This is a genomic window from Clostridium pasteurianum, assembly GCF_001705235.1.
Classification (GTDB): domain Bacteria; phylum Bacillota; class Clostridia; order Clostridiales; family Clostridiaceae; genus Clostridium_S; species Clostridium_S pasteurianum_A.
This window is the reverse complement of sequence record NZ_MCGV01000001.1, coordinates 3,415,478-3,441,564: the sequence shown is the minus strand read 5'-3', so window position 1 is coordinate 3,441,564 and position 26,087 is coordinate 3,415,478. Positions and strand designations below refer to the sequence as shown.

At 31.5% G+C, this 26,087-nt stretch carries 21 protein-coding genes and 1 riboswitch; of the genes, 3 read left to right on the top strand and 18 right to left on the bottom strand.

What is annotated here, in order from left to right:
- Positions 1 to 115: 115 nt before the first annotated feature.
- Together guaA and guaB are read right to left on the bottom strand one after the other, a co-directional pair.
- Positions 116 to 1,648 carry a glutamine-hydrolyzing GMP synthase gene (gene guaA / locus BEE63_RS15425; protein WP_066022237.1) on the bottom strand — a complete coding sequence of 511 codons (1,533 nt, stop codon included), beginning with the start codon at positions 1,646 to 1,648 and terminating at the stop codon, positions 116 to 118.
- Between the two features lie 73 nt (positions 1,649 to 1,721).
- Positions 1,722 to 3,179, bottom strand: coding sequence for an IMP dehydrogenase (gene guaB / locus BEE63_RS15420; RefSeq protein ID WP_066022236.1), 1,458 nt, complete (start codon positions 3,177 to 3,179; stop codon positions 1,722 to 1,724).
- A 138-nt stretch (positions 3,180 to 3,317) separates the two neighbouring features.
- Positions 3,318 to 3,415, bottom strand: a riboswitch (purine riboswitch).
- Between the two features lie 243 nt (positions 3,416 to 3,658).
- Here guaB and BEE63_RS15415 point away from each other — a divergent pair.
- The gene (locus BEE63_RS15415) at positions 3,659 to 5,416 is read left to right on the top strand and encodes an EAL domain-containing protein (RefSeq protein WP_066022235.1); all 1,758 of its coding nucleotides are present in this window, start codon (positions 3,659 to 3,661) and stop codon (positions 5,414 to 5,416) included.
- A gap of 56 nt (positions 5,417 to 5,472) precedes the next feature.
- Here the strand turns inward: BEE63_RS15415 and groL are convergent, their stop codons facing one another.
- On the bottom strand, positions 5,473 to 7,104 hold the full coding sequence (groL, locus tag BEE63_RS15410) for a chaperonin GroEL (protein WP_066022234.1): 1,632 nt from the start codon (positions 7,102 to 7,104) through the stop codon (positions 5,473 to 5,475).
- Between the two features lie 37 nt (positions 7,105 to 7,141).
- Positions 7,142 to 7,429, bottom strand: coding sequence for a co-chaperone GroES (gene groES / locus BEE63_RS15405; RefSeq protein WP_066022233.1), 288 nt, complete (start codon positions 7,427 to 7,429; stop codon positions 7,142 to 7,144).
- 396 nt (positions 7,430 to 7,825) lie between these two features.
- On the opposite strand from groES, the gene BEE63_RS15400 reads away from it, so the two are divergent.
- Positions 7,826 to 8,494 (top strand): TIGR01906 family membrane protein, encoded by a 669-nt coding sequence (locus BEE63_RS15400; protein WP_066022232.1) that lies wholly within the window; start codon positions 7,826 to 7,828, stop codon positions 8,492 to 8,494.
- 1 nt (position 8,495) lies between these two features.
- Here the strand turns inward: BEE63_RS15400 and BEE63_RS15395 are convergent, their stop codons facing one another.
- From BEE63_RS15395 to BEE63_RS15360, 8 genes are all read right to left on the bottom strand, one after another.
- The gene (locus BEE63_RS15395; RefSeq protein ID WP_066022231.1) at positions 8,496 to 9,206 is read right to left on the bottom strand and encodes a TVP38/TMEM64 family protein; all 711 of its coding nucleotides are present in this window, start codon (positions 9,204 to 9,206) and stop codon (positions 8,496 to 8,498) included.
- A 340-nt stretch (positions 9,207 to 9,546) separates the two neighbouring features.
- Positions 9,547 to 10,428 (bottom strand): DNA-3-methyladenine glycosylase family protein, encoded by an 882-nt coding sequence (locus BEE63_RS15390; protein WP_066022230.1) that lies wholly within the window; start codon positions 10,426 to 10,428, stop codon positions 9,547 to 9,549.
- A gap of 72 nt (positions 10,429 to 10,500) precedes the next feature.
- The gene (locus tag BEE63_RS15385) at positions 10,501 to 11,349 is read right to left on the bottom strand and encodes a 3-hydroxybutyryl-CoA dehydrogenase (RefSeq protein ID WP_066022229.1); all 849 of its coding nucleotides are present in this window, start codon (positions 11,347 to 11,349) and stop codon (positions 10,501 to 10,503) included.
- Between the two features lie 46 nt (positions 11,350 to 11,395).
- Positions 11,396 to 12,421, bottom strand: a complete 1,026-nt coding sequence (locus BEE63_RS15380) for an electron transfer flavoprotein subunit alpha/FixB family protein (protein WP_066022228.1) — start codon at positions 12,419 to 12,421, stop codon at positions 11,396 to 11,398.
- Between the two features lie 18 nt (positions 12,422 to 12,439).
- Positions 12,440 to 13,219 (bottom strand): electron transfer flavoprotein subunit beta/FixA family protein, encoded by a 780-nt coding sequence (locus tag BEE63_RS15375; RefSeq protein ID WP_066022227.1) that lies wholly within the window; start codon positions 13,217 to 13,219, stop codon positions 12,440 to 12,442.
- A 16-nt stretch (positions 13,220 to 13,235) separates the two neighbouring features.
- Positions 13,236 to 14,375 carry an acyl-CoA dehydrogenase gene (locus tag BEE63_RS15370; RefSeq protein ID WP_066022226.1) on the bottom strand — a complete coding sequence of 380 codons (1,140 nt, stop codon included), beginning with the start codon at positions 14,373 to 14,375 and terminating at the stop codon, positions 13,236 to 13,238.
- 13 nt (positions 14,376 to 14,388) lie between these two features.
- The gene (locus tag BEE63_RS15365; protein ID WP_066022225.1) at positions 14,389 to 15,174 is read right to left on the bottom strand and encodes a short-chain-enoyl-CoA hydratase; all 786 of its coding nucleotides are present in this window, start codon (positions 15,172 to 15,174) and stop codon (positions 14,389 to 14,391) included.
- A 157-nt stretch (positions 15,175 to 15,331) separates the two neighbouring features.
- A complete protein-coding gene (locus BEE63_RS15360) occupies positions 15,332 to 15,976 on the bottom strand; it encodes a redox-sensing transcriptional repressor Rex (protein WP_066022224.1) in 645 nt (214 codons plus the stop codon).
- Between the two features lie 395 nt (positions 15,977 to 16,371).
- Between BEE63_RS15360 and abc-f the strand changes: the two genes are divergently transcribed.
- The gene (gene abc-f, locus BEE63_RS15355; RefSeq protein WP_066022223.1) at positions 16,372 to 18,303 is read left to right on the top strand and encodes a ribosomal protection-like ABC-F family protein; all 1,932 of its coding nucleotides are present in this window, start codon (positions 16,372 to 16,374) and stop codon (positions 18,301 to 18,303) included.
- Between the two features lie 380 nt (positions 18,304 to 18,683).
- On the opposite strand, the gene eutC is transcribed toward abc-f, so the two are convergent.
- The 6 genes from eutC to pepV all read right to left on the bottom strand — a co-directional run bounded on the left by eutC (position 18,684) and on the right by pepV (position 26,072).
- Positions 18,684 to 19,418: an ethanolamine ammonia-lyase subunit EutC gene (gene eutC, locus BEE63_RS15350; RefSeq protein WP_066022222.1), complete on the bottom strand. Its 735-nt coding sequence runs from the start codon at positions 19,416 to 19,418 to the stop codon at positions 18,684 to 18,686.
- Positions 19,419 to 19,423: 5 nt separating this feature from the next.
- Positions 19,424 to 20,785: an ethanolamine ammonia-lyase subunit EutB gene (locus tag BEE63_RS15345; protein ID WP_066022221.1), complete on the bottom strand. Its 1,362-nt coding sequence runs from the start codon at positions 20,783 to 20,785 to the stop codon at positions 19,424 to 19,426.
- A 28-nt stretch (positions 20,786 to 20,813) separates the two neighbouring features.
- A complete protein-coding gene (gene eat, locus BEE63_RS15340; protein WP_066022220.1) occupies positions 20,814 to 22,130 on the bottom strand; it encodes an ethanolamine permease in 1,317 nt (438 codons plus the stop codon).
- 285 nt (positions 22,131 to 22,415) lie between these two features.
- Positions 22,416 to 23,828, bottom strand: a complete 1,413-nt coding sequence (locus tag BEE63_RS15335) for a histidine kinase N-terminal domain-containing protein (RefSeq protein ID WP_066022219.1) — start codon at positions 23,826 to 23,828, stop codon at positions 22,416 to 22,418.
- Between the two features lie 49 nt (positions 23,829 to 23,877).
- The gene (locus tag BEE63_RS15330; protein WP_066022218.1) at positions 23,878 to 24,429 is read right to left on the bottom strand and encodes an ANTAR domain-containing response regulator; all 552 of its coding nucleotides are present in this window, start codon (positions 24,427 to 24,429) and stop codon (positions 23,878 to 23,880) included.
- Positions 24,430 to 24,674: 245 nt separating this feature from the next.
- Positions 24,675 to 26,072: a dipeptidase PepV gene (pepV, locus tag BEE63_RS15325; protein WP_066022217.1), complete on the bottom strand. Its 1,398-nt coding sequence runs from the start codon at positions 26,070 to 26,072 to the stop codon at positions 24,675 to 24,677.
- Positions 26,073 to 26,087: the final 15 nt, after the last annotated feature.

Genomic DNA, 26,087 nt, shown 5'->3' with positions numbered 1-26,087 from the left:
TATTTATAGTTATAACATTGGTTGTAAACTATATAAAATTAAGCCTATTCTACAAGTTATTAATCATAATAAGCACTGTAAAATAGGCTTTTTCATTTCAAATTATATTTATATTTTATTCCCACTCAATAGTACTAGGTGGTTTGCTTGTTACATCATAAACAATTCTATTTACGCCTTCTACTTCATTTACAATTCTTCTTGATACTTTGTCTAAAACTTCATATGGAATCCTTGCCCAATCTGAAGTCATAGCATCAGAAGATGTTACTGCTCTTAATGCTATAGTATGACAATAAGTTCTTTCATCACCCATAACACCAACAGATCTTATGTTTGGTAAGCAAGCAAAGTACTGCCATATTTTTTCAGCAAGTCCTGCTTTAGCAATTTCATCTCTGAATATAGCATCTGCTTCCCTTACAACCTTAAGTTTATCCTCAGTTATTTCTCCTAAAACTCTTATAGCTAATCCTGGTCCAGGGAAAGGCTGTCTCCAAACTAAATCGTGAGGTATCCCAAGTTTTTCTCCTACAGCTCTAACTTCATCCTTAAATAAAGTTCTAAGCGGTTCTATAAGTGAAAAATCCATGTCTTCTGGAAGGCCACCTACATTATGATGACTTTTTATCTTTGCAGAAGTTCCTGTTCCGCTTTCAACAACATCTGGATATATTGTTCCTTGAACTAAAAATCCAGTATTGCCTATTTTTCTAGCTTCTTCTTCAAATACTCTTATGAATTCTTCTCCTATTATTTTCCTCTTTTTTTCTGGATCTGATACGCCTTTAAGTTTTCCAAGGAATCTATCCTTTGCATTTACTCTTATTAAGTTCATATCAAATTGTTTCTTAAATACACTTTCAACTTGATCTCCCTCATCTTTTCTCAAAAGGCCGTGATCAACAAATATACATGTAAGCTGTTTTCCAATTGCTTTATGAACTATAACTGCTGCAACTGAAGAATCAACTCCACCTGAAAGAGCACATATAACTTTTTTATCTCCAACAATTTTTCTTATTTCCTGTATTTTTTCTTCAGCAAAAGAAGACATTGACCAATCTCCGTTTACTTTACAGATTTTGAACAAGAAATTTGAAAGCATATCTTTTCCAAAAGGAGTATGCTGAACTTCTGGATGGAATTGAACCCCGTATATTTTCTTTTCTTCATTATACATTGCTGCTACAGGACACTGCTTTGTATGAGCTGCTACTTTAAATCCCTCTGGAACTTTTTCAACATAATCTGTATGACTCATCCAGCAAGTATTTTTTTTATCTATACCTTCAAATAATACACATTCTTCATCAATACATATTTCAGCTTTTCCATATTCTCTTACATCAGGACTCTTAACTGCTCCGCCTAATGTATAAGATATAAGTTGGTGTCCATAACAGATACCAAGTACAGGAATACCTAACTCAAAAACTTCTTTATCAATCTTAGGTGTATTATCACCATAAACACTGTTAGGTCCTCCAGTGAAAATTATACCCTTAGGATTTTTCTCTTTTATTTTTTCAATAGAACATGTATATGGAACTATTTCGCAATATACATTATGTTCTCTTACTCTTCTCGCAATAAGCTGGTTATATTGTCCGCCAAAGTCAATAACTAAAACTAATTGTTTTTCCATCTTTTCCTCCTAATAAACAGCGCTATTTTTAATACCATAACATTTATATAACTACAATAAAATTTTATAGCAATTACTGATTAACACTGTAGTTAGGTGCTTCTTTAGTTATTGAAATATCATGTGGATGACTTTCTCTTAATCCATTTGATGTTTGAACTACAAAAGTAGCCTTTTCAAATAATTCTGTTAATGTTCTTGAACCTAAATATCCCATTCCAGAACGAATTCCACCCATAATCTGGAATATAGTTTCAACTACTGAACCCTTAAATGGAACTCTTCCTTCAACACCTTCTGGAACAAGCTTTTTGTTTCCTTCCTGGAAATATCTATCTTTACTTCCACACTGCATTGCAGCTAAAGACCCCATTCCTCTGTATACTTTATAGCTTCTACCCTGATATATTTCAGTTTCGCCTGGAGCTTCTTCGCATCCTGCAAACATTGAACCCATCATAACTGTTTTTGCTCCTGCTGCTAATGCTTTTACTATATCACCTGAATATTTAATTCCACCATCAGCTATTATTGGAACTCCATATTTATTTGCTTCTTCTACACAATCCATAACTGCTGTAAGTTGTGGAACACCTATTCCTGCTACAATTCTTGTAGTACATATTGAACCAGGTCCTATACCAACCTTTACACAGTCCGCACCTGCTTCAATTAAATCGTGAACAGCTCCAGCTGTAGCAACATTTCCTGCTATAACCTGAAGATCTGGATAACCTTCTTTTATAGTTCTAACAGCATCTAATACTCCATGTGAATGTCCATGTGCAGTATCTAAAACCACTACATCAACAGATGCCTCTACAAGTGCTTTAACTCTCTGCATCATGTCCTTTGTTACTCCTACACCTGCTCCGCAAAGTAATCTTCCGTGCTCATCCTTTGCTGCATTAGGAAATCTTCTTATTTTTTCTATATCTTTAATTGTTATTAAACCCTTAAGTCTAAAATTATCATCTACTAAAGGAAGTTTTTCTATTTTATGTTTTTTAAGAAGATTCTTAGCTTCTTCTATAGTTGTTCCCTCTGGTGCTGTTACAAGATTTTTTGTTGTCATTAATTCTTCTATTTTCTTAGTATAGTCAGTTTCAAATACAATATCTCTATTGGTAATAATTCCTATTAATTTTTCATTTTTATCTGTTATTGGAACACCTGATATTCTGTACTTTTTCATTAAATCAAGGGCATCTTGAATTGAATTGTCCTTTGATAAGGATATTGGATTAGTTATAACTCCATTTTCCTGTCTTTTTACTCTATCAACTTCACTTGCCTGTTCTTCTATTGTCATATTTTTATGTATAATTCCAATTCCGCCTTCTCTTGCCATAGCTATAGCCATTTTAGACTCAGTAACTGTATCCATTCCTGCACTCATTAAAGGAATATTTAGTTTTATCTTTTTTGTTAAATTTGTTGAAACATTAACCTCTCTTGGTAATACATCTGATTTATTAGGAACAAGTAAAACATCATCAAATGTGTATGCTTGTTTTATGATTTTTGCCATTTACACAACTTCCTTTCAAAAAAATATTTATTTTATATGGTTGTTTACAAAAATGCTAGGTGTGAATCTATGAAATGAAAAGTTTCTAATTGTACTATAAGCATACTAACTTTCAAGAATGAAAATCAGAATGCTTTAGCATACAGATAAATCGCTCATAGTAAGAAATTTTGGGTTCCTTGTAGAAACTCCCTGCCATATTCAGGGAATATATGAGTTAATATGTATAAACGATTATTTTAACTTCTATTTTATTTAAAAAAGTGCATTTTGTCAATCATTTTTAATGTATTTTTGATTAAAAACTTTCTTAATAAAAATTGTAAATGGTTTAAGTTCTAAATAACTTATCTATATTTGTAGCAAAATCAAGCTTAATTTTGCCTATTCTTAACCTATCCTTAACCTTAATTTAATATAGAATATACTGCTTTATCGTACTATTATATTATAATTACCATAAATGGAGATGTTAAATAATGGATGACTTATGTGAACTTGAAAAAATACTTAACACCACTAGCATAACTACCTTATTTCAGCCTATATTTTCCTTAACAGATGGCGCTGTACTAGGCTATGAAGCACTTAGTAGAGGGCCACTAAATTCACCTCTTCATTCACCTGATAAACTTTTTGCTGCTGCAAAAAAGTATAATAGAACCTGGGAGCTTGAACTAGCATGCCGAGTAACTGCATTAAAAAGCTCTAAAAATATTATTCCAGGTAAGCTTCTCTTTTTAAACGTAGATCCAGAAATAATTAAAGATGAAAAATTTCAAAAAGGACTTACTAGAGAATATCTTTCTAAATATAATATATCGCCTAAAAATATTATATTTGAAATAACTGAAAGAACTGCAATATCAGATTATAAAAGCTTCTCAAAAACTCTTGAGCACTATACTGGACAAGGTTATAAAATAGCTATTGACGACACTGGTTCTGGCTATTCAGGCTTAGAAACTATATCTAAAACAAAACCTCATTATATAAAACTTGATATTGAATTAATACGAAATATAGATAAAGACAAATTCAAACAATCCCTTATAAAATATTTTGTTGAATTTGCAAAATCTACAAATCTAAAACTAATAGCAGAGGGTATTGAAACAGAAGGCGAACTTAAAATTCTAATAGATTTAGGCGTTTATGCAGGACAGGGGTTCTTTATTTCTAAACCAGTTCCCTGCTTTCATGAACTTCCCGATTCCAAAAAAAATATAATAGTAAATTACAATAAACTAAAAAAAAGTCACTTTGATATTGACCAAAATATAATAGGTGAAATTGCAGAAAATTATTCATCATTTGACAGAAAAGTTTCATGTGATACTTTAAAAAATTACTTTAATAAAACTTCAATAACTGGAGCTTGCATAGTTGAAAATGAAATTCCAGTAGGACTTGTTATGAAACACACCTTAGATTCTACACTTGCAACGCAATACGGTGTCGCAATATTTTCAAAGCGTCCTGCTTCTCTTGTAATGGACACAAACGCCCTTACAGTTGATTATGGGACAAGTGTACGCAGTACTGCCAAAATCGCCATGGAAAGGACAAATGACAAAATATACGACTATGTAATAGTTACTAAAGAAAATAAGTACTACGGTATCGTTACAATTAAAAATCTTCTTGAATTTACTATTGCAATTGAAAAAAGACAGGCTAAAGAATTAAACCCACTGACAGGCCTTCCTGGAAATATAATAATAGACAGAATTTTATGTGAAGTTCTAAATTCTAATGAAGAGTTCGGCATACTATATTTAGATCTAGATAATTTTAAAGTCTATAATGATGTTTATGGTTTTGAAAATGGTGATAAAATATTAAAATTTACTGCTAACATAATAAAAGAATCTCTATCAGAATTATTTACCTTTGAAAATTTCGTTGGACACATTGGAGGAGATGATTTTATATGTATCATAAAAGCTTCTCTAGATGAATGTTATAAATTAAGCAAACTCATAATAAATAAATTTGATAATGGTGTACTTAACTTTTTTAATGAAATAGATAAACAAAATAACTATATTATTGCACTTGACAGGAAAGGATTCAAAGACACATTTAATTTGACTTCAATTTCTATTGCTGGAATTCACGGAAAAATAAACAGCTTTCATACAAGTACTGACTTAACTTTATATATAAGTAAACTAAAAAAGAAAAGCAAACTTTTAAATCACAGCAGCTATGTAATAGAAGATGTACCTGTTTAAAAATGTTAATAAAAAAACAGCGAATCCTAAGTCTCGCTGTTTTTTTTATATCTATTTTAGTACATTCCGCCCATTCCCATTCCTGGAGCGCCGCCTGGTGTTTCAGGTTTTTCTTTTTCAGGAATATCAGCTACAGCACATTCAGTTGTAAGGAAAGTAGATGCAACTGATGAAGCATTTTGAAGTGCTGATCTTGTAACCTTAGTTGGATCAACAATTCCTACGCTTATCATGTCAACATACTTTTCATGTAATGCATCAAATCCAACACCTTTTTTGCTGTTCATGATTTTTTCTATTATTACTGAACCTTCAAGTCCTGCATTTGTAGCTATTTGTCTTACTGGTTCTTCAAGAGCTTTAACTATTATATTTATACCAACTTGCTCATCTGGTTCATCTGAAGTTAACTTATTTACTTCTGGTAATACATCAATATAAGCAGTACCACCACCAGCGATTATGCCCTCTTCAACAGCTGCCTTTGTAGCTGCAAGAGCATCTTCAATTCTCATTTTTCTTTCTTTTAATTCAGTTTCTGAAGCAGCTCCAACTTTAACAACTGCAACTCCACCAGCAAGTTTTGCTAATCTCTCTTGTAATTTTTCTCTATCAAAATCAGATGTAGTTTCATCTATTTGAGCTCTTATCTGAGCAACTCTGTCATGTATTGCTTTCTTGTCGCCTTTTCCATTTACAACTATAGTATTTTCTTTTGTAATCTTAACACTTTCAGCTGTTCCTAATTCTTCAAGCTTTACATCCTTAAGGTCTTTTCCAAGTTCTTCTGAAATAACTTCTCCACCTGTAAGAATTGCAATATCTCTTAACATATCTTTTCTTCTATCACCAAATCCAGGTGCTTTAACAGCAACACAATTAAATGTTCCTCTTAATTTATTTACAACTAATGTAGCTAAAGCTTCACCTTCAACATCATCAGCAATTATAAGTAATTTCTTACCCTGTTGAACTATTTGCTCAAGAAGTGGAAGAATTTCTTGTATATTTGCTATTTTCTTATCTGTAATTAATATATATGGATCATCAAGTACGGCTTCCATTTTTTCTTGATCTGTTACCATATATGGGCTTAAATATCCTCTGTCAAACTGCATTCCTTCAACAACATCAAGTTCTGTTCCCATTGATTTTGATTCTTCAACAGTTATAACTCCTTCGTTGCCTACTTTTTCCATAGCATCAGCTATTAATTTTCCTATTTCAGGATCTGCTGCTGAAATAGATGCAACTCTCGCTATATCTTCTTTACCATTTACATTCTTTGATATTTTCTTAAGTTCTTCAACAGTCTTATTTACAGCTGATCTTATTCCATTTCTTATAAGCATTGGATTAGCTCCAGCTGTAACATTCTTTAATCCTTCTCTTATTATTGCCTGTGCAAGAAGTGTTGCTGTAGTAGTACCATCTCCTGCTACATCATTTGTCTTAGTAGCAACTTCTTTAACAAGCTGTGCTCCCATATTTTCATATGGATCTTCAAGTTCTATTTCCTTTGCTATACTTACACCATCATTTGTTATAAGTGGTGCACCAAATTTTTTATCTAAAACAACGTTTCTTCCTTTTGGTCCAAGTGTTACTTTAACTGTATTTGCAAGTTTATCTACACCTTTTTGCATAGCTCTTCTTGCATCTTCTCCATATAATATTTGCTTTGCCATTTTCTAATCCCTCCCTGAAATATAAAAATTCTAAGTGTTATTCTTCTACTATTCCTAAGATATCATCTTGTTTTAATATTAACAATTCTTGATTGTTTAATTTTATTTCTGTTCCGCTGTATTTAGAGAAAAATACTTTATCTCCTACTTTCACCTGCATTGTCACTTCTTTACCTTCAACAACTCCACCAGGTCCTACAGCAACAACCTCTGCCATTTGAGGCTTTTCTTTAGCTGAGCTAGGCAAAACTATGCCGCTCTTAGTAGTCTCCTCTGCTTCCAATCTCTTAATAACAACTCTGTCACCAAGTGGTCTAATTTTCATTTTTAAACCCCTCCTTAAAATATTGTTAGATTTTTTTAATATATTAATTTTATTTTTTTATAAATTTAGTTTTCGTCTTATTAGCACTCATTAATATTGAGTGCTAACACAATTATTATAATAAATAATCCTGAATATATTAGCAAATGCTAATTTTACCTCATAGTCACCAATTTTCCAAGTATTCATGAGTTACAGGTAAATATTTTTCATTTTTATGGTTTTTCTCCATTTTTCACTTACATTTATTAATGTATAATATTTATTATATTGGTAATAATCATTAAATACTTTTACTAAGCAAAAACTAGCATAATACTTTGAAGCTAACATAAGTTAACCTTCACTGCAGAAGTCATATAAGCTGCACTAAATTTTATTTTAAGGAATGATTAAATGTTTAAAATATCATATGTACTAGAAATATTATTATCTATATTAGTATCCCTTTTTATATTTTTAATCATAATAAAATTCACTATAAGCTTAAAACCTCTTTATTACTATGACATAAAGGCTTTAAATATAACATCAAACTTTAACAACGATATAGGAAACTATTCTGATAGCACTATCACATTAAATGAAAAACAAGTTAAGGAAGATTATGACTACATGATATCATACATAAACGGCAGTAACCGTAATTATGATTTTAATCTGCCAAATTTACCTTCTTCAAAGCATGGAAAAATTCATTTTAAAGATGTAAAAAATTTAATAACAAAAATTAACAAAGTAATGATTTTTGTATTTTTCCCAACATTAATTGGAATTATACTATGCTCTTTAAAAAAAAGATGGAGGTACTTAAAGATAAGCTCAATTGAACTCATCCTTACCCCCATTCTTATAATAGTTTTATCTTTAAAAAACTTTTCAACAGCATTTGACAAATTCCACGAACTATTTTTTAATAATAATTATTGGGTATTTAATCCTAAATATGATCCTGTAATACTACTCCTTCCAGAAAAGTTCTTCTTTCATTGCTTTGCCTTAATAATATCTCTTTGTCTCTTCTCTGGAGGAATATTACTGCTTATATACAAAAAACGCAAATGATTTATTCTTTGCGTTTTGATTTTATGCTAGAAATTTTCTTTAGCAAATATTTTCCCTTTAATACTCCTATAATAAATAAAATACTAGATATAACTGCAATTATTATTATCATTTTTATATCGCCATTTGTTATCCTATCTCCAAAGTATGCAGAGATAAATATTCCCGGTAGTCTACCAATAGTTGAATAAATAATAAACTCTCTACCACTAACACCTGTAATACCACATACATACGCCAAAATATCCTTCGGCAAACCCGGTATCAAATATATAAGTGTTATAACATATTTTATTTCACCATTTTTAATCATTTTTTCAAAAAAACTTATATTCTGCTTTTTGGCTATTTTCTTTACAAAGGGTCTACCAAGCTTATTTGAAATATAGAAGGCTATAGCACTTCCAACTGTTATTCCTAAAAGTGATATAAGTGTTCCACCGGCTGTTCCAAATATATATCCACCTGCAATCTCAATTATCTCCCCAGGTATAAAAAATGCAACTACCTGTAATATCTGCATAATAAAAAACGCCAAGAAACTAAACTTTCCGTAAGAAATTATGTACTCTTTTACCTTTTGTGGGCTTTTTAATGCATAAAAATACTTTGAATAATATATATACCCTGTGGCTACTAAGAATATAATTATAATTGCAACACCTATCTGAAGCTTATATTTTTTTATCTTATTCCATATGTTCTCTAACAAATTATCCGCCTCCTTCTAGTATTCACAGTTCAATTATTAATATATAAATGTTATGAGCAAGTAATAATTTTCTTCCATAGACACTGCCAAAAGCCTAGAATCTAATAAAAAGCTTTCCGTAGAGAAACGGAGGAAAGCTATCATTTCTTTTATTCTAAGTAGAGTAATAGTATTTTAGAAACAATTTAAATAAAATTCAATAAGTCTTGCTCCAAATTATAAAAAGACTTAGAAATTTTAATTTGTTTGAGCTTTTTTCCAGCGAGTTATTAAAATTTCTTAGTATTTTTATAATTCGGAGCTTAGACTTATGGGTTTTATTTAATGTTTTAAAATACTATTACTCTACCTTTATATTGTTCTCTCTGGCATAGAAAAATAAGTACTGCTGTGCAAAACCTGATAAGTTTCCAAATTTGTCTCTTCCGAAATCTCTTATTTTTTTTAACGATACATCTGGTGCTACATAAAATTTCATCATTGCTTTCTTAACCCATGTATCCACAGGGAAAGCTGAATATTTCTGCATAGAAAAAAGCATTATACAATCTGCTACCTTAGGACCAACTCCCATAAATTTTTTAAGCTCCGTATGACATTCATCATCATTTAAACTTTTTATGTAGCTAAGATTAAATTCTTCATTATATATCTTATCAACAGTATCTTTTAAATATTTAGCCCTAAACCCAGCACCACATTCCTCAAAATCCTCTTCTGTAAACTCATGTAGCTTTTCTACTGTTGGAAAGGTATAATATTCCCTTCCTTTGTATTCTACCTTTTTTCCAGCCTTTTTGCTTATTCTATTTATACACCTTTTTATCATCGGTATTCTATTATTAGCTGAAATTATAAATGACAACAATATTTCAAATGGTTCCTGCTTTAAAAGCCTTATTCCGCTCCCAAAATCAACAGATTTCTTTAAGAGTGTATCTTTACTTAACTCCTCTTTTATTTCGCTGTAATCCCTATATAAATCAAAATATTCCGCCCATACATTTTTAAATTCTTCTTCATTTATATTATATATGATGGCATCTTTTTCTTTTCTTTCTACTTCTATAACTTTTCCAAAGGCAACTCCTATATAATTTCCACTTTCTTCTCTATTCCACCTAAAGCATTGCCCACAATCAAATATGTCCTTAAGCTCAAAGTTACGGACATTCTTTACTACAACACCATTTTCAATTTCTTTAACCATATCAAAATCCATAATATAATCACTCCTCTAAAATTATATTATATATAAAAACTCCCCATTTGATAATGGGGAGTTTTGTAAATTCTATTTTGAATAATCGTAGAAGCCTTTTCCAGTCTTTCTTCCAAGCCATCCAGCTCTTACATATTTCTTTAATAATGTATGTGGTCTATATTTAGAATCTCCTGTTTCTGAATAAAGAACATTCATTATAGCAAGACATATATCAAGACCTATGAAATCTCCAAGCTCTAATGGTCCCATTGGATGATTTGCTCCAAGTTTCATAGCTTTATCTATATCTTCAACTGAAGCTATTCCTTCAGCATATATTCCAACTGCTTCATTGATCATTGGAATTAAAATTCTATTTACAACAAATCCTGGTGCTTCTTTAACTTCTACAGGATCTTTTCCTATTGCAATAGCACATTCTTTTACAGCCTCAAATGTTTCCTGTGAAGTAGCAATTCCTCTTATTACTTCAACAAGTTTCATAACAGGAGCTGGATTAAAGAAATGCATACCTATAACCTTATCAGGTCTTTTAGTTGCTGAAGCCACTTCTGTTATTGAAAGTGATGATGTATTTGATGCAAGAATAGTTTCTGGCTTACATATTTTATCTAAGTCAGCAAATATCTGCTGTTTTATATCCATTCTTTCAACTGCTGCTTCAACTACTAAATCGCAATCAGCTGCCAAATTAAGGTCAACTGTTCCTTTAATTCTTCCTAGTATTTCAGCTTTAGCTGCTTCATCCATTCTACCTTTTTTAACAGATCTTGAAAGATTCTTATCTATTATTCCAAGTCCCCTTTGAACGAACTCATCTTTAATATCTCTTAATACTACTTCAAGTCCTTTAGCTGCAAATGCTTGAGCTATTCCTGAGCCCATAGTACCTGCACCTATAACACATACCTTTTTCATAATACACCCTCCTCTAAAATTTAAAACTTTAAATAATCTTAAAGTACTATCTAATAGCGCAAGAAGCCTTTTGTGCTTTTATTTGTGCTATTAATTCAGGTACAACTTTATTCACGTCACCAACTATAGCCAAATCTGCAACCTTCATTATTGGAGCATCTGCGTCCTTATTTATAGCAATTATGTAATCTGAATCCTGCATTCCTGCTAAATGCTGAATTGCTCCAGATATACCGCATGCAATATAAAGTTCTGGTCTAACTGTTTTACCTGTTTGACCAACTTGAAGATCTTTATCTACCCAATCTTTTTCTATAGCTGCTCTTGATGCTGCTATAGTTCCGCCAAGTACATCAGCAAGCTCTTGAAGCTTTTCGAAGTTTTCTTTACTTCCAACTCCTCTTCCACCTGCTACTAATACTTTAGCTGCTCCTATATCTATAACTTCTTTTGTGCTCTTTACAACTTTCTCTACTTTAACTTTAAGATCATCTGCTTTTATACCTACAGCAACTTTTTCTATTTTATCTTCTGATACAAGAGATTTGTTTTCGCAAGCTCTAGAGAAAACTCCAGGTCTTACAGTAGCCATCTGTGGTCTGTGATCTGCGCAAACTATTGTAGCCATAAGATTTCCACCGAATGCTGGTCTTGTAGCTAATAAATCTCTAGTTTCTGAATCTATATCAAGTGCAGTACAATCAGCTGTTAATCCAGTTGAAAGTCTTGATGATATTCTAGGTCCTAAATCTCTTCCTAAGAAAGTAGCTCCTACAAATAGTATTTCAGGCTTTTTCTCGTTTACTAAGTCACAAATAACTTTTGCATAAGCTTCTGTTGTAAAGTGATCTAAAACTTCGCTATCAGCAGCTAAAACTTTATCTGCTCCATAAGCTAAAAGCTCTTTTGCCATATTATCAACATTATGTCCAAGTAATACTGCTATTAATTCAGTATCTAATTTTTTAGCAATTTCTTTACCTTTGCCAAGTAATTCTAATGATACATCCTGTAATTCTCCGTCTCTCTGCTCAGCAAAGACCCATACGCCTTTATAATCTGATATACTCATACGAATACCTCCTACTTCCTAAATAAAGTGCTTTTCTTGTAATTTTGAAATAGCATATGCTGCTGCTTCTTTGAAAGGTTTATCAATTATTTCACCCTGACCTTTAGTCTGTTTAGTAACTGATTTTTTAACCTTTGTTGGTGAACCTTTAAGTCCTAAAAGTGTCTTATCAATATCTATATCATTTTCGTCCCAAACTTTTATTTCTTTGTCAAATACTCCAAATATATTTCTTACATCCATATATCTTGGTACATTTAATTCTTTTATTGCTGTTAAAAGAACTGGTGTTTCAACTTTGTCAATTTCATAACCATGTTCCCATGCTTTTTTAACTTCTAATTCATTTCCATTAACTTTAACTTCTTCAACATAAGTTACTTGAGGTATTCCAAGGTGTTCAGCTATTTCTGGACCAACCTGTGCAGTATCTCCATCGATTGCTTGTCTTCCAGCAAATACTATATCATAATCTAATTTCTTAATTCCTGCTGCAATTGTATGTGATGTAGCAAGAGTATCTGCTCCTCCGAAAGCTCTACTTGAAAGAAGTATTGCTTCATCAGCTCCCATTGCTAGAGCTTCTACTAAAGCTGCTTTAGCTTGTGGTGGTCCCATTGATATTACAGTTACATGTGCACCATAATTATCTTTTAGTACCAATGCTTCTTCTAAGGCATTCTTATCATCTGGATTTATAATTGATGGAACTCCTTCTCTTATAAGTGTTCCTTTTACTGGATCTATTCTAACTTCAGTTGTATCTGGAACTTGTTTCAAACAAACAACAATATTCATTTAGAAATTCCTCCTTCTATCTAAAAATGTGATTAGCTATAACTAATTTCTGAACTTGTGATGTTCCTTCATAAATTTCTGTTATTTTAGCATCTCTCATCATTCTTTCAACTGGATAATCTTTAGTATAACCATATCCACCGAAAAGTTGAACTGCTTTTGTAGTTACATCCATAGCAACATCAGCAGCACGAAGTTTTGCAAGAGCTGCAGCTTCATTGTATGGAAGCTTATTATCCTTGCACCATGCAGCTTTATATACTAAATATTTAGCTGATTCTATATTTGTTTTCATTTCTGCCATAGCCCATGATAATCCCTGAAATTTATTAAGGCTTCTTCCAAATTGTTTTCTTTCTTTCATGTAATCTCTTGCTTCATTAAAAGCTCCTTCAGCCAATCCAAGAGCCTGTGCAGCTATTCCAATTCTTCCACCATCAAGAGTTGACATTGCTATCTTAAAGCCTTTTCCTTCTTTTCCAATAAGGTTTTCTTTTGGAACTATGCAATCTTCAAAAACAAGCTCAGTAGTTGATGATGCTCTTATACCCATTTTGTTTTCAACTTTTCCTATTGAAAAACCTTTGAAACCTTTTTCAACTATAAAACCTGATATTCCTCTACTACCCTGGCTTTTATCTGTCATTGCAAATACGCAAAATACATCTGCAACTCCACCATTTGTTATAAATATTTTTGAACCATTTAATACATAGTGATCTCCATCAAGAACTGCTGTAGTCTGCTGTCCTGCTGAATCAGTTCCTGCATTTGGTTCAGTTAATCCATAAGCTCCTATTTTTTCACCTTTAGCAAGTGGAACTAAATATTTTTGTTTTTGTTCTTCTGTACCATATTCATTAATTAATGATGCACATAAAGAAGTGTGGGCTGAAAGTATAACACCTGTTGTACCACAAACCTTTGATAATTCTTCAACAGCAAGTATGTAAGATAATACGTCTCCACCTGCTCCACCATATTCCTTTGAAAATGGTATTCCCATCATTCCATATTTAGCCATTTTCTTTACATTTTCCATTGGAAATCTTTCAGTCTCATCGATTTCTGCTGCTATTGGTTTTACTTCATTTTCAGCAAATTCTCTAACCATTTTCCTTGTTAATTCTTGTTCTTTTGTCAAAGCAAAATCCATATAAATTTACCTCCTATCTATTTTTAAAACCATCAATTTTTTTCTTTTCAACAAAAGCAGTCATTGCATCTTTCTGATCTTCTGTTGAAAAACATTCTCCAAATGCTTCTGATTCAAATGACAAAGCAGTGTCAATGTCACATTGAAATCCTCTATTAATAGCCTGCTTGCTTAATTTAACAGCTATAGGTGCCTTACTTGCTATAGTATTTGCAATATCCTTTGCTGTATCCATTAATTCACCAGGTTCTACTACCTTATTTACAAGTCCAATTCTTAAAGCTTCATCAGCCTTTATGTTCTTTGCAGTGAAAATAATTTGTTTTGCCATGCCCATTCCAACTAATCTTGCAAGTCTCTGTGTTCCACCAAAACCAGGTGTAATACCAAGACCAACTTCTGGCTGACCAAATCTTGCATTGCTTGAAGCTATTCTTATATCACAAGACATAGAAAGCTCACAGCCGCCGCCTAAAGCAAAACCATTAACAGCTGCTATTACAGGCTTTTCAAGAAGTTCAATTCTTCTAAATACTCTATTTCCAAGTATTCCAAATTTTCTACCTTCTATAGTATTCATATCCTTCATTTCAGCAATATCTGCTCCTGCTACAAATGATTTTTCTCCTGCTCCAGTTAAAATTACCGCAAATACATTACTATCATTTTCAATTTCGTCTATAACATAATCAAGTTCTTTTAATGTCTCGCTGTTTAATGCATTTAGTGCATTAGGTCTATTAATAGTAACTACAGCAATTTTACCTTCCTTATCAAGGATGACATTCTTTAGTTCCATGACTAATCCTCCTAATTATTATTATTCATTGTTAATATTCTAACAAAGACGGGCAAAAAATTTCGAAGCATTAATGCTTCTACTTTAATTATATAATGATTCACTTCATATTTCAATAATAAAACAACTTTATATTAATTTTTAATAATATTTTATTTTAGTCCTCATTTTTCTTTAAATCTTTTAATAAACAGCTTAAAGTAAGCAAGCTATCACTTAAATGTACGTTTTCTACAATTACATTTTCTGGAGTTATAAGATCTATAGGTGCAAAATTCCATATACCATTAACGTTATTTTTAACAATAATATCACAAACTTTTTGTGCGCTTTTACTTGGAACACAAATTATTCCTATGTCTACTTTATTATTTTGCAAAAATTCTCCTATTAAATCCACATCCTGAACTTCAACATCATGTATTTTAAGTCCTATTAATTTTGGATTCACATCAAATATTGCATCTAAATAAAATCCTAACTTCTCAAAATTTATATAATTAGCAATTGCTTGACCAATATTTCCAGCTCCTACTATTATGGTATTATATTTTTTAGTAAGGCCCAATATATTATCAATTTCTTTATGCAAATCTTTAACATTATAGCCATAACCCTGCTGACCAAAATCGCCAAAACAATTTAAATCCTGACGTATTTGTGAAGCAGTAAAGCCTATTTTTTCGCTTAACTCCTTTGAAGATATTCTATCAACCTCACTTTTCAGCAACTCCTCTAAATATCTATGATATTTGGGAAGACGCTTAATTACTGCCATTGATATATTTTTTTTCTTATCCATTTAGACCACCTCTTATATATATAGGGTTTACAGTTTACCTATTAACTTATACATGTGCTATAATGCCTTTATGTTGGCATTTTTGAACATCATAACTTAAGTTTCACGTTGTAACCCGTTTAATTACACTTATATAAACAATGCTGACATGATATATTTTACCACATAATCATTCAAATATATCATTTTTTTAACTTATTATATATAAGTGCCTTAGTTTAATGTGTTTTTTAACATAATTTCAAAATTATATTAAGTACAAATTTTTTTTATACTATTTAAGTATTATACACGTTTTTTTAACAATTTAACAACACAATTTTTCTGTTTTAATATTTACTTTGTATTTCAAATGGTATAATTGAATAGAAAATATTTATAGGTTGGTGGTATTCATGATAGTTGTTAGCTGCAAAAATGTACATAAAAGCTATGGTATAGATGTAATTTTAGAAGATATAACTTTTAATATAAATGATGGCGAAAAAATAGGAATGATTGGTCCAAATGGTGCTGGTAAATCAACTTTATTTAAAATTCTAACTTCACAGCTAGAATATGATTCTGGTGATTTATTTATAGATAAAAATAAAAGACTTGGATATCTAGCACAGCACCTTGATCTTAATAATGATAATACGATATATGAGGAACTTTCTACAGTTTTTAACGAACTGCTTGAAATAGAAAAGAAATTAAAAAAGCTTGAAACCATAATGAGTGAACCTTATGATCCTTCTAAAGAAGAGTATCACAATAAAGTAATAAAAGATTACACTACATATACAGAACTTTATTCTGTAAAAGGTGGATATACTTATAAAGGGTTAATAAATAAAGTATTAAATGGTCTTGGTTTTTCAAATAATGATTTTGATAAGCCAATAAATGTACTAAGTGGCGGACAGAAAACACGTGTAGCCCTTTGTAAGTTACTGCTTAAAAATCCTGAAATATTACTCCTAGATGAACCCACAAATCATCTTGATTTAGCTGCCATTGAATGGCTCGAAGATTACCTTAAAAGCTACAAAGGCACAGTAATTTTAATTTCACATGACAGATATTTCTTAGATGCTATTACAGATAAAACTATAGAACTTATAAACGGACACGTAAACTGTTTTAATGGAAGTTACACTAAGGCATTAGAACTTAAAAAGAAACAATATGACATTGAACTAAAAACTTATACACTTCAGCAGGAGGAAATTAAAAGGCAAGAAAAAATAATAGAGCGTTTTAAGTCCTTTAACAGAGAAAAAAGCATAAGAGCCGCTGAAAGTAGGCAGAAAGCACTTGACAGAATTGAACGTGTGAAACGCCCTGACCGAGAGACGGGAGTAACACGATTAGAATTTGAAACCCTTATAAAAAGCGGAAATGATGTACTGCATGTAGAAAATATGTCAAAGAGCTTTGGTGATAAAACTCTCTTTAAAAATTTAAATTTAGATATAAAAAGAGGAGAAAAAATTGCATTAATAGGTGACAATGGTCGAGGTAAAACAACATTTTTTAAAATATTACTAGATAAAATCAAAAGTGATTCAGGCCTTAAAGTTCTAGGTAAAAATGTATTTGTGGGTTATTATGATCAGGAGCAATCAGATTTAAACGAAAGTAAAACCATTATAGATGAAGTATGGGATGAATTTCCTGAACTCACAACAACAGAAATTAGAAATGCCCTGGCTGCTTTTTTATTCACAGGTGATGATGTTTTTAAGGTGATTTCGTCTTTAAGTGGTGGAGAAAAGTGTAGAATTAATTTACTTAAATTGATGCTATCTAAAAACAATTTTTTACTTCTTGATGAACCTACAAACCATCTTGATATAGTTTCACGTGAGGCCCTCGAAGATGCTCTATTAAGTTATGATGGAACAGTTCTTGTAATATCACATGATAGATATTTTTTAAACAAAGTTGTCTCAAAAATTTTTGAGCTTGAAGAAGATGGACTTACTGAATATCTTGGTAACTATTCTTATTACATCGAAAAAAAGAATAATCCAACAAGATTTCAAGATGAGGACGAAAACAAAAGCTCAAAAACAAAAACTCAAATTAATGCTGAGAAGAAAAAGAAAAGAGAAAATGAAAAGCAAAAGAGATCTAAGAAAGTTGAACTTAAAAATATTGAAAAAGAAATTGCCGACCTTGAAAGTAAGCTTCAAGATCTTGAAAATCAATTGTGCCTTGAAGAAGTATATTCTAACCCTGAAAAAAGCATAGAAGTTAATAATAAAATTTCACAATTCCAAAATGATTTAAATAAACTTTATGAAAAATGGGATGAAGTTAGTGAACTAATTGAAGAATAAGAAGTAACAGTATTTTGGAACATTAAATAAAACTCATAAGGCTAAGCCTCAAATTATAAAAATACTAAGAAATTTTAATAACTCGCCTCTCGGCTCAAACAGATTAAAATTTCTAAGTCTTTTTATAATTTGGGGCAAGTCTTATTGAGTTTTATTTAAACATTTTCCAAAATACTGTTACTTCTCTTTAAGGGTAAAGGCTCGGAACAAATAAAGAAACTGTTCCTATAAGGCCAAATATTTGCAAATCCAAGTTCACGTACTATGAGAGATGCTTTTTCATTTGCTTTTTTACAAAGTTTATCAATACCTTGAGACGCTCCACGACGTGTTATTCCAAGTACATTAGCTATGTGGCAAAACCCAAACCTCTTTTATGATTATATTCTAAGCTCAACGCCGCTCTTTTTTTCCTGCATCATTAATTCAATTAAATGAACTATTTGTGCTCCTGCTTCAACTGGCGGTGTGCCATTTCTATGAATGTTGGATATAACTGTTCTCTGGGATTCTGGCTTATTTGAACTGGCTTCATATGCCATGTAGCAGCTCATGCTCTCTCCGGTCGCAAGTCCTGGTCTTTCACCTATTAATATTATAGTGACTTTAGCATTTAATGCTTCACTTATCTTATCCATAGTTGCAACTCTTGAATATTTAACAAAAATGGGAGTTCCAACACTGTATCCTTTTGACTTTAATCCATCTGTAACTATAGAATACACATCTTTAAGATTTGCATTAATAGCAGTTGAACTCAAACCATCTCCAGCTATAATCTGAACCTCTGGAGCATTTATGCATTTTTCTTTAATATAATCAGTGGTTTCAAAAGAGAATTTCTTCCCAAGATCCGGCCTAGTTATATATTCTTCTTTATCCTTTACTAATGTCTGTACCTTCAAAAATTTCAGTTCGTCAATCAGATTTTCATCTACACTTGACCAAACTGCATCCATCGCCACGGCATGATCCGCCCTAAACTTAAGAAGCGTATTGGTTTTAAATCTTGTCCCCGCTCTTCCAACACATATTCTAGCTGGAGTTGATTCTTTAAGAATTTTACACATCTCCATATCTTCTGGATTATCTATATTGATTAAATTGTCTTTCATATAAATCACCTCTGCCTAAATATAGAAGGATCTCCAGCCCTTTCAGTAAGCCTTCCGTCTTTCAGTATTTGTAATTCTTCCATTCTCTTTTCAAATTCTCTTATTGTTCTTTTCCCTGTAATCTCCCTTAAAGTAGCTATATCATGATAACTTGAAGACTGATACATCAGCATTACGTCATCACCACATGGTATCCCCATAAAATAATTACAGTTTGCCATTGTAAGCAGCATTTCAAGATTTTCAAGGTCATTCTGATCTGCTTTCATGTGGTTTGTATAACATGTATCAACTCCCATAGATAATCCAGTGAGTTTCCCCATAAAATGATCCTCTAAACCGGCTCTTGAAACCTGCTTTCCATCATATAAATATTCAGGTCCAATAAAACCAACAACAGTATTAACAAGGAAAGGATTATATCTCTTTGCTAAACCATAACATCTTGCTTCCATTACAAGCTGATCTGCACCATTATGTCCTTCTGAAGAAAGTTCCGAGCCCTGTCCTGTTTCAAAGTACATAAAATTAGGTCCTTTAGAACTTTTTTTCTCCTTCATTAATGCATATGCCTCATCTAATAAGCCTACATTTATTCCAAAAGCATTGTTAGAAATCTCTGAACCAGCTAAACTTTGAAACATTAAATCTATAGGAGTACCTTTCTTTAAAGCTTCCATTTGAGTTGTTATATGAGCTAAAACGCAGCTTTGTGTTGGTATTCTCCAATCTGTTATAAATTCATTGAACTTCTTTAATACACTTGAAACACTATCAATCGTATCAGCTACTGGATTTAGTCCTATTACTGCATCACCAACTCCATAACTCATGCCCTCCATTACAGATGCCATAATTCCATCAGGATTATCTGTTGGATGATTAGGCTGAAGTCTTGATGATAAAGTACCTCTTCTCCCAATAGTTGTGTTGCAAGTAGCAGTGTTACAAAGCTTTTGAGCACCATACACTAGATCCATATTTGTCATAAGCTTAGTTACAGCTGCTACCATTTCTGAAGTGAGTCCATCTCTTATTCCTTTTATTTCTTCCTCACTGGCTGAAAGTATAAGTTCTCTAAACTCACCTACAGTTAAGGATTTAATTTTCTTGTATTCACTTTCATCCACCGAATCCTGAATTACTCTTGTAACCTCATCATCTTCATAAGGGACTACAGGATTATTCTTAAGCTCCTCAAGAGTTATGTCTGCCAAAACAATTTTTGCTGCAACTCTTTCAGCTGTACTTTGTGCCGCAATACCAGCAAGAGCATCTCCGGACTTTTCTTCATTAGCTTTTGCAAGTAAATCCTTTATATCTTTAAATTTATGAACCGTACCAAATAATGTTGTCTTTAAATTCATGAAAATCACCTATTTCGATTAATTTAGATTAAACTGCTTTCTTCTCCTCAAGTTCCGTATCCTTTGAAGCTGTTATCTTTGAATATGCAAAATAGTACACAGCTGCAACTGCAAAGGCGAAAATTACCCAGGATAATGTTGAGATATTTGAATATATTGTAGTTACTAAAAATACAAGATTTAATGCAAGTGCTATTACAGGTAATGCTGATGAAACTTTATATGGTCTTTCCATGTTAGGCTCATTCTTTCTTAAAATGAAGAAAGCAACCATACTTATTGCATGCAGGGCAATAGTACCAAAACTTGATATTACAATTATTGTTGCAGTATTATTAGTAAGTACAAATATCATTCCTACAAGGCTTGTAATTATTGTTGCAGGAACTGGTGCGCCCTTTGAGTTAACCTTTGACAAAAACTTAGGTAAATAATTTGCTCTAGACATTGCAAATACCTGTCTTGAATATCCTATAATTAATCCATGAAGGCTTGCCACTAATCCAAATAATCCTATAAAGCTCATAACTTTAGATATGACATTTCCTTTTCCAAATATAACATCTAACGTATCAGGAAGAGGTGAATTTGTAGCTCCTAAAGTTTTATTGTCAAGTACACCTGCCGTACAAACGAATGCAACTAAAGCTAAAATCATAAGTGTACCTATTGCAAAAATGAAAGCTTTTGGTATATCTTTCTTAGGATTTTTACACTCTTCAGCAGACATTGCTCCGCCCTCAGCTCCTAAATAGAACCATATTGCAAATGGGACAGCACTAAATATTCCTTTAAGTCCACCTTTATATACATTTCCTCCAACTATTTTTGTAAAATCAATATGTCCAACTGTTGCTCCTGCAAATACAAAAATTCCAACTATTGCAATCACTGTTACAACAGTTTCAATTATTGCTGCAGTTTTAACTCCAAAACAGTTTATAGCAACAAAAAGTGCATAAGCTACAAGTCCTGCCACTGTTACTGGTATAGAAGGTATTATAAAATTTACATAAGCTCCTATAGATATTGCTATAGCTGGTGTTGCAAATAAAAATTCCATTATACATGAAAATCCAGCAAAGAAGCCACCAAATCTTCCCATTGTCCTCGCTGCAAATTCACTAGAACCATCTGCTTTTGGCATTGCTGTTGCAAGCTCTGCATAACTAAACATAAAAGTTCCATAAAAAACTGTAACTATTAACGTAGCGATTATAAATCCTACAGGGCTTGTAAATGCCATAGCATTGTTCCATCCAAAGTACATTCCTGATATAACCATACCGACTATTATTGCCCAAAGTTGAAAAGGTGATAGTGTTTTTTTAAGTTCATTTGCCATAATTATTCCTCCCGAAAATAAATACTTTAATTATTATAATTGCGATTGCCTGGTAATTACGTTTTTCATTTTAATATTTACAATTTTAAAATGGTAAAGAGCTTAAACGCACTTCGATATATACGTTTAAGCTCCATTGCCTATAACTAAACATTAAATTAAAAACCCAATATAAAAAATACAAAATCAATGCTCCGTTGCATCAACCATGAATATAGTGTATCATATCAATTCGTTAATGTAAACCCTATTTTAATATTATTTTAATATTTTTTTATCTTTTAATTATAAATTTTTAAAATAAAACACCGATTTTGTACCACTTTCATTTGATTCAATATTTATATCACCATTTAATTTATCCTTTACTATACTTTTAACAATGTTGAGTCCAAGGCTCTCATTTCTCAAAAATCTTGTGTCAAATCCATTTCCATTATCACTAATTGATATATTAGAATAAGTTTGACCTTTGTTTATTACTATATCAATAATTCCCCACTTCATATTATTAAAAGCATGTTTAAAAGAGTTTTCTATTAATTCATTTACAACTATTGCAATAGAAGTTGCCTTATCAGAATTAACCTCCAAATTGTCTCCACTGAGATTTATCTTTATATTTTTATTACAGGAATTTCTTGCAGCATTATCCTTAATCTTTGATAATATTATTTTTATATCAGCATCGTCTAATCCATTTTGTGATAATACTTCATGAGTTGTTGCTATGCTTAAAATTCTGTTTATACTTTCGCTGAAGGCTTTTTTAGCATCGACATTATCGATTCTTCTAGATTGTAATCTTAATATACTTGCTATAGTTTGAAGGTTATTCTTTACTCTATGATGTATTTCTCTAATTGCCACAGCTTTTAATATGAGTTCCTTTTCCTTCTGCTTTATATCTGTTAAATCCTTTATAAGCATAATAATACCGTATGTATCTACATCTTTTTTAGTAACAGCATATTTAATCTGCAAATCAAATTTTCCAACTTTAGTTTCAAAAATAAGAGACTTTTTTTCACGAAGTACATCCTTAAATTTAACCTTATTTAAAACTAAATTATCAAAAGACATACCTACTATGCTATCCTTATATCCTATTTTTTTATAAAGTTCTTCTGCTTTATAATTAGCATAAACACATTTGCCAATTTCATTTATCACCAAAATAGCATCATTTATTAAATTGTACGCAACAGTATTGTTGTAATCTAAATCTTTCATATTCATAAGTGTTTCAGAAAGCTGACTAGTTGTCTCTGATAAAATCTCCATATTTTGTGTCTGACTTACATCATCAGTTATATCACGTTCTAAAATTAACACACCTATTATTTTATTGTGCTGATTTTTAATTGGCACTGTGTTTTGTTTTACAACTATATTTTCCTGAGTAACAGCTTTCAAATCCGTGGTTTCAATTCCTATTTCTAAAGTTCTTAAAGCAGCAGGCTCATTTTGTCTTAAGGCAAGCTCTCCAACCACAGAATTTTTATAGAGAGATTTACAATTTACAGGTTTTGCCTCTGAGACTACAATCGCTGCATCGGGATCCCTTGTAATACAATCAATAAATATATCTCCATTAACCAAATTAGCAAACATTGAAATTGATTTTTCAACGTTAATCAATTGTAATATATCTTCTTCTGATAAATCCGTATACAATTCACATAATTTTCTAAGCACAATACCTACTCCCTTTAACCTTGTATTACAAATTAAATCTAAAATTATTTCACCTTGATTTCTTAATTATGCTTTTAGAAGTTTCTATCATCGTCAATTGCTTATCCATACTCATTTTTCTGAGCTTTTTATATGCTTCATTTTCAGTTAGTCTATGCTTTTCCATAAGTATCTCTTTGGCTCTATGTATAATATTACTGCTGTCCATTTTTTCTTTCATAACTCTAATTTCTTTACCTTTAGCAATAGCAATTTCTACTTGTGGTATAAGTCTAACCTCATCTATCGGTTTTACAATATATCCTATGGCCCCTATCTCCTTAACCTTATCAATAAATTCTTTGCCACTATATGCTGTTAACATTACTACGGCATCTACAATATTTTCTTTAATTAAAATTTCTGCTGCCTGGATGCCGTCTAACTTAGGCATCTTTATATCCATAAGAACAAGATCAGGTTTGTACCTTCTGCATAATTCCACAACTTGAAGGCCATTTGATGCATCTCCCGCAACATAATATCCAGCAGATGTTAACATTTCGCATATATCCATTCGTGTAATTGGTTCATCTTCTGCTACTATTATTGTGGCACTCATATTAAACTCACCTCACCTTATAGAAATTATGATATATATTTTTTAGTTAATTAACCCCCTACTCATATTATGATTTAATCATAAATTGTTTACATTTACAACACTAATGTCAAAAAATCATATATTTAATTAATATTTCGTTAACATTATGGGTTTTAAATGGAATTATGGAATTTAATTCTGATTTAAAATAAAAAAGGTTTGAGATTAAAAAATCAATCTCAAACCTTTTTAACTTAAAAAAACTATTTTGCTAATTCATATATTGCATGTGCATATATTTTAGCATTTAAAACCAAATGTTCAACCTTTATATATTCATTTGCTTGATGGTCAATATCAGGTTCTCCCTTAAATATAGGTCCAAAGGCAACTATATTAGGCATATCCTTTGCATATGTTCCGCCACCTATAGAAAGAAGATTAGGTTCATCTCCTGTCTGCTCTTTATATACTTTTTGAAGAATTTTAATAAGCTTATGATCTTCTGGGAAATAAAGTGACTTTTGGTGTAACATATTCTCAACTCTTATTCCAGTATGGGCTATTCTAGCATTTAATTTTTCCATCATATCTTCATAAGTACAAGTTACAGGATACCTTACATTAAGGGTAACACTTCCAGAATTCTTATTTATATCTATTACTCCAAGATTGAAAGAAAGCTTTCCTGAAACTTTATCTTCCATGCCAATTCCAAAAGATTCTCCATTTGTTTCCATACCAACATACTTATTTAAAAAGCTTATAAAATCAGTTAAATCCGACTTTCCAAGATTTAATTCATCTAAAAATGCTAAAAGCTGCATTACTGCATTTTTACCAAGTTCAGGCGTACTTCCATGCGCTGCAAGTCCCTTTGATTTTACTATAACCATGTCATCTTTTTCTTCAGCCTTAATATCATAGCCTGTTCTCTCAGCAAAGCTTTCGCATTTGTCGATAATTTCACCTTTAAGATCAGCTTTTATTCCAGCTTCAGCATATGGAGGAACTACATTTGATCTCTCTCCACCTTTTACATAGGCAATTTTAGTATCTCCTTCATATTGAGTTTTAAAATCTTTTACTAAATTAAAAATAGTTATTCCCTTTTCTCCATTGATTATTGGATATTCAGCATCTGGTGTAAACCCTAAAACTGGTGGCTTTTCATGCTCTAAATAATAGTCTGTATCCTTTCCAGTTCCATTTTCCTCATCTAAGCCAAATATTATTCTAACTCTTTTAGACATGCTAAGTCCTGCATCTACTATAGCTTTAAGTGCATATAGACATGAAATTGTAGGTCCCTTATCATCCATAGAACCTCTTCCATATATCTTTCCATCATGTATTTCAGCTCCATAAGGAGGATACTTCCAGCCATCACCTTCTGGAACTACGTCAAGATGTCCTAAAACAGCTACATAATCTTCGCCATCACCATATTCAGCATAGCCAACATAATTATCTAAGTTAACCGTTTTAAATCCAAGTTTCTTAGCTACTTTAAGTACATGATCAAGTGCTGCTGCTGTATCCTTTCCGAATGGTGCATTTCCATCTGCTGCACTGCTAATACTTTTAATCTTAACAGAATTTTGGACACAAGCCACCATATCATCCTTTAATAAATCTACTTTGTTATTTATTTCATCCATTAAAAAACCTCCATT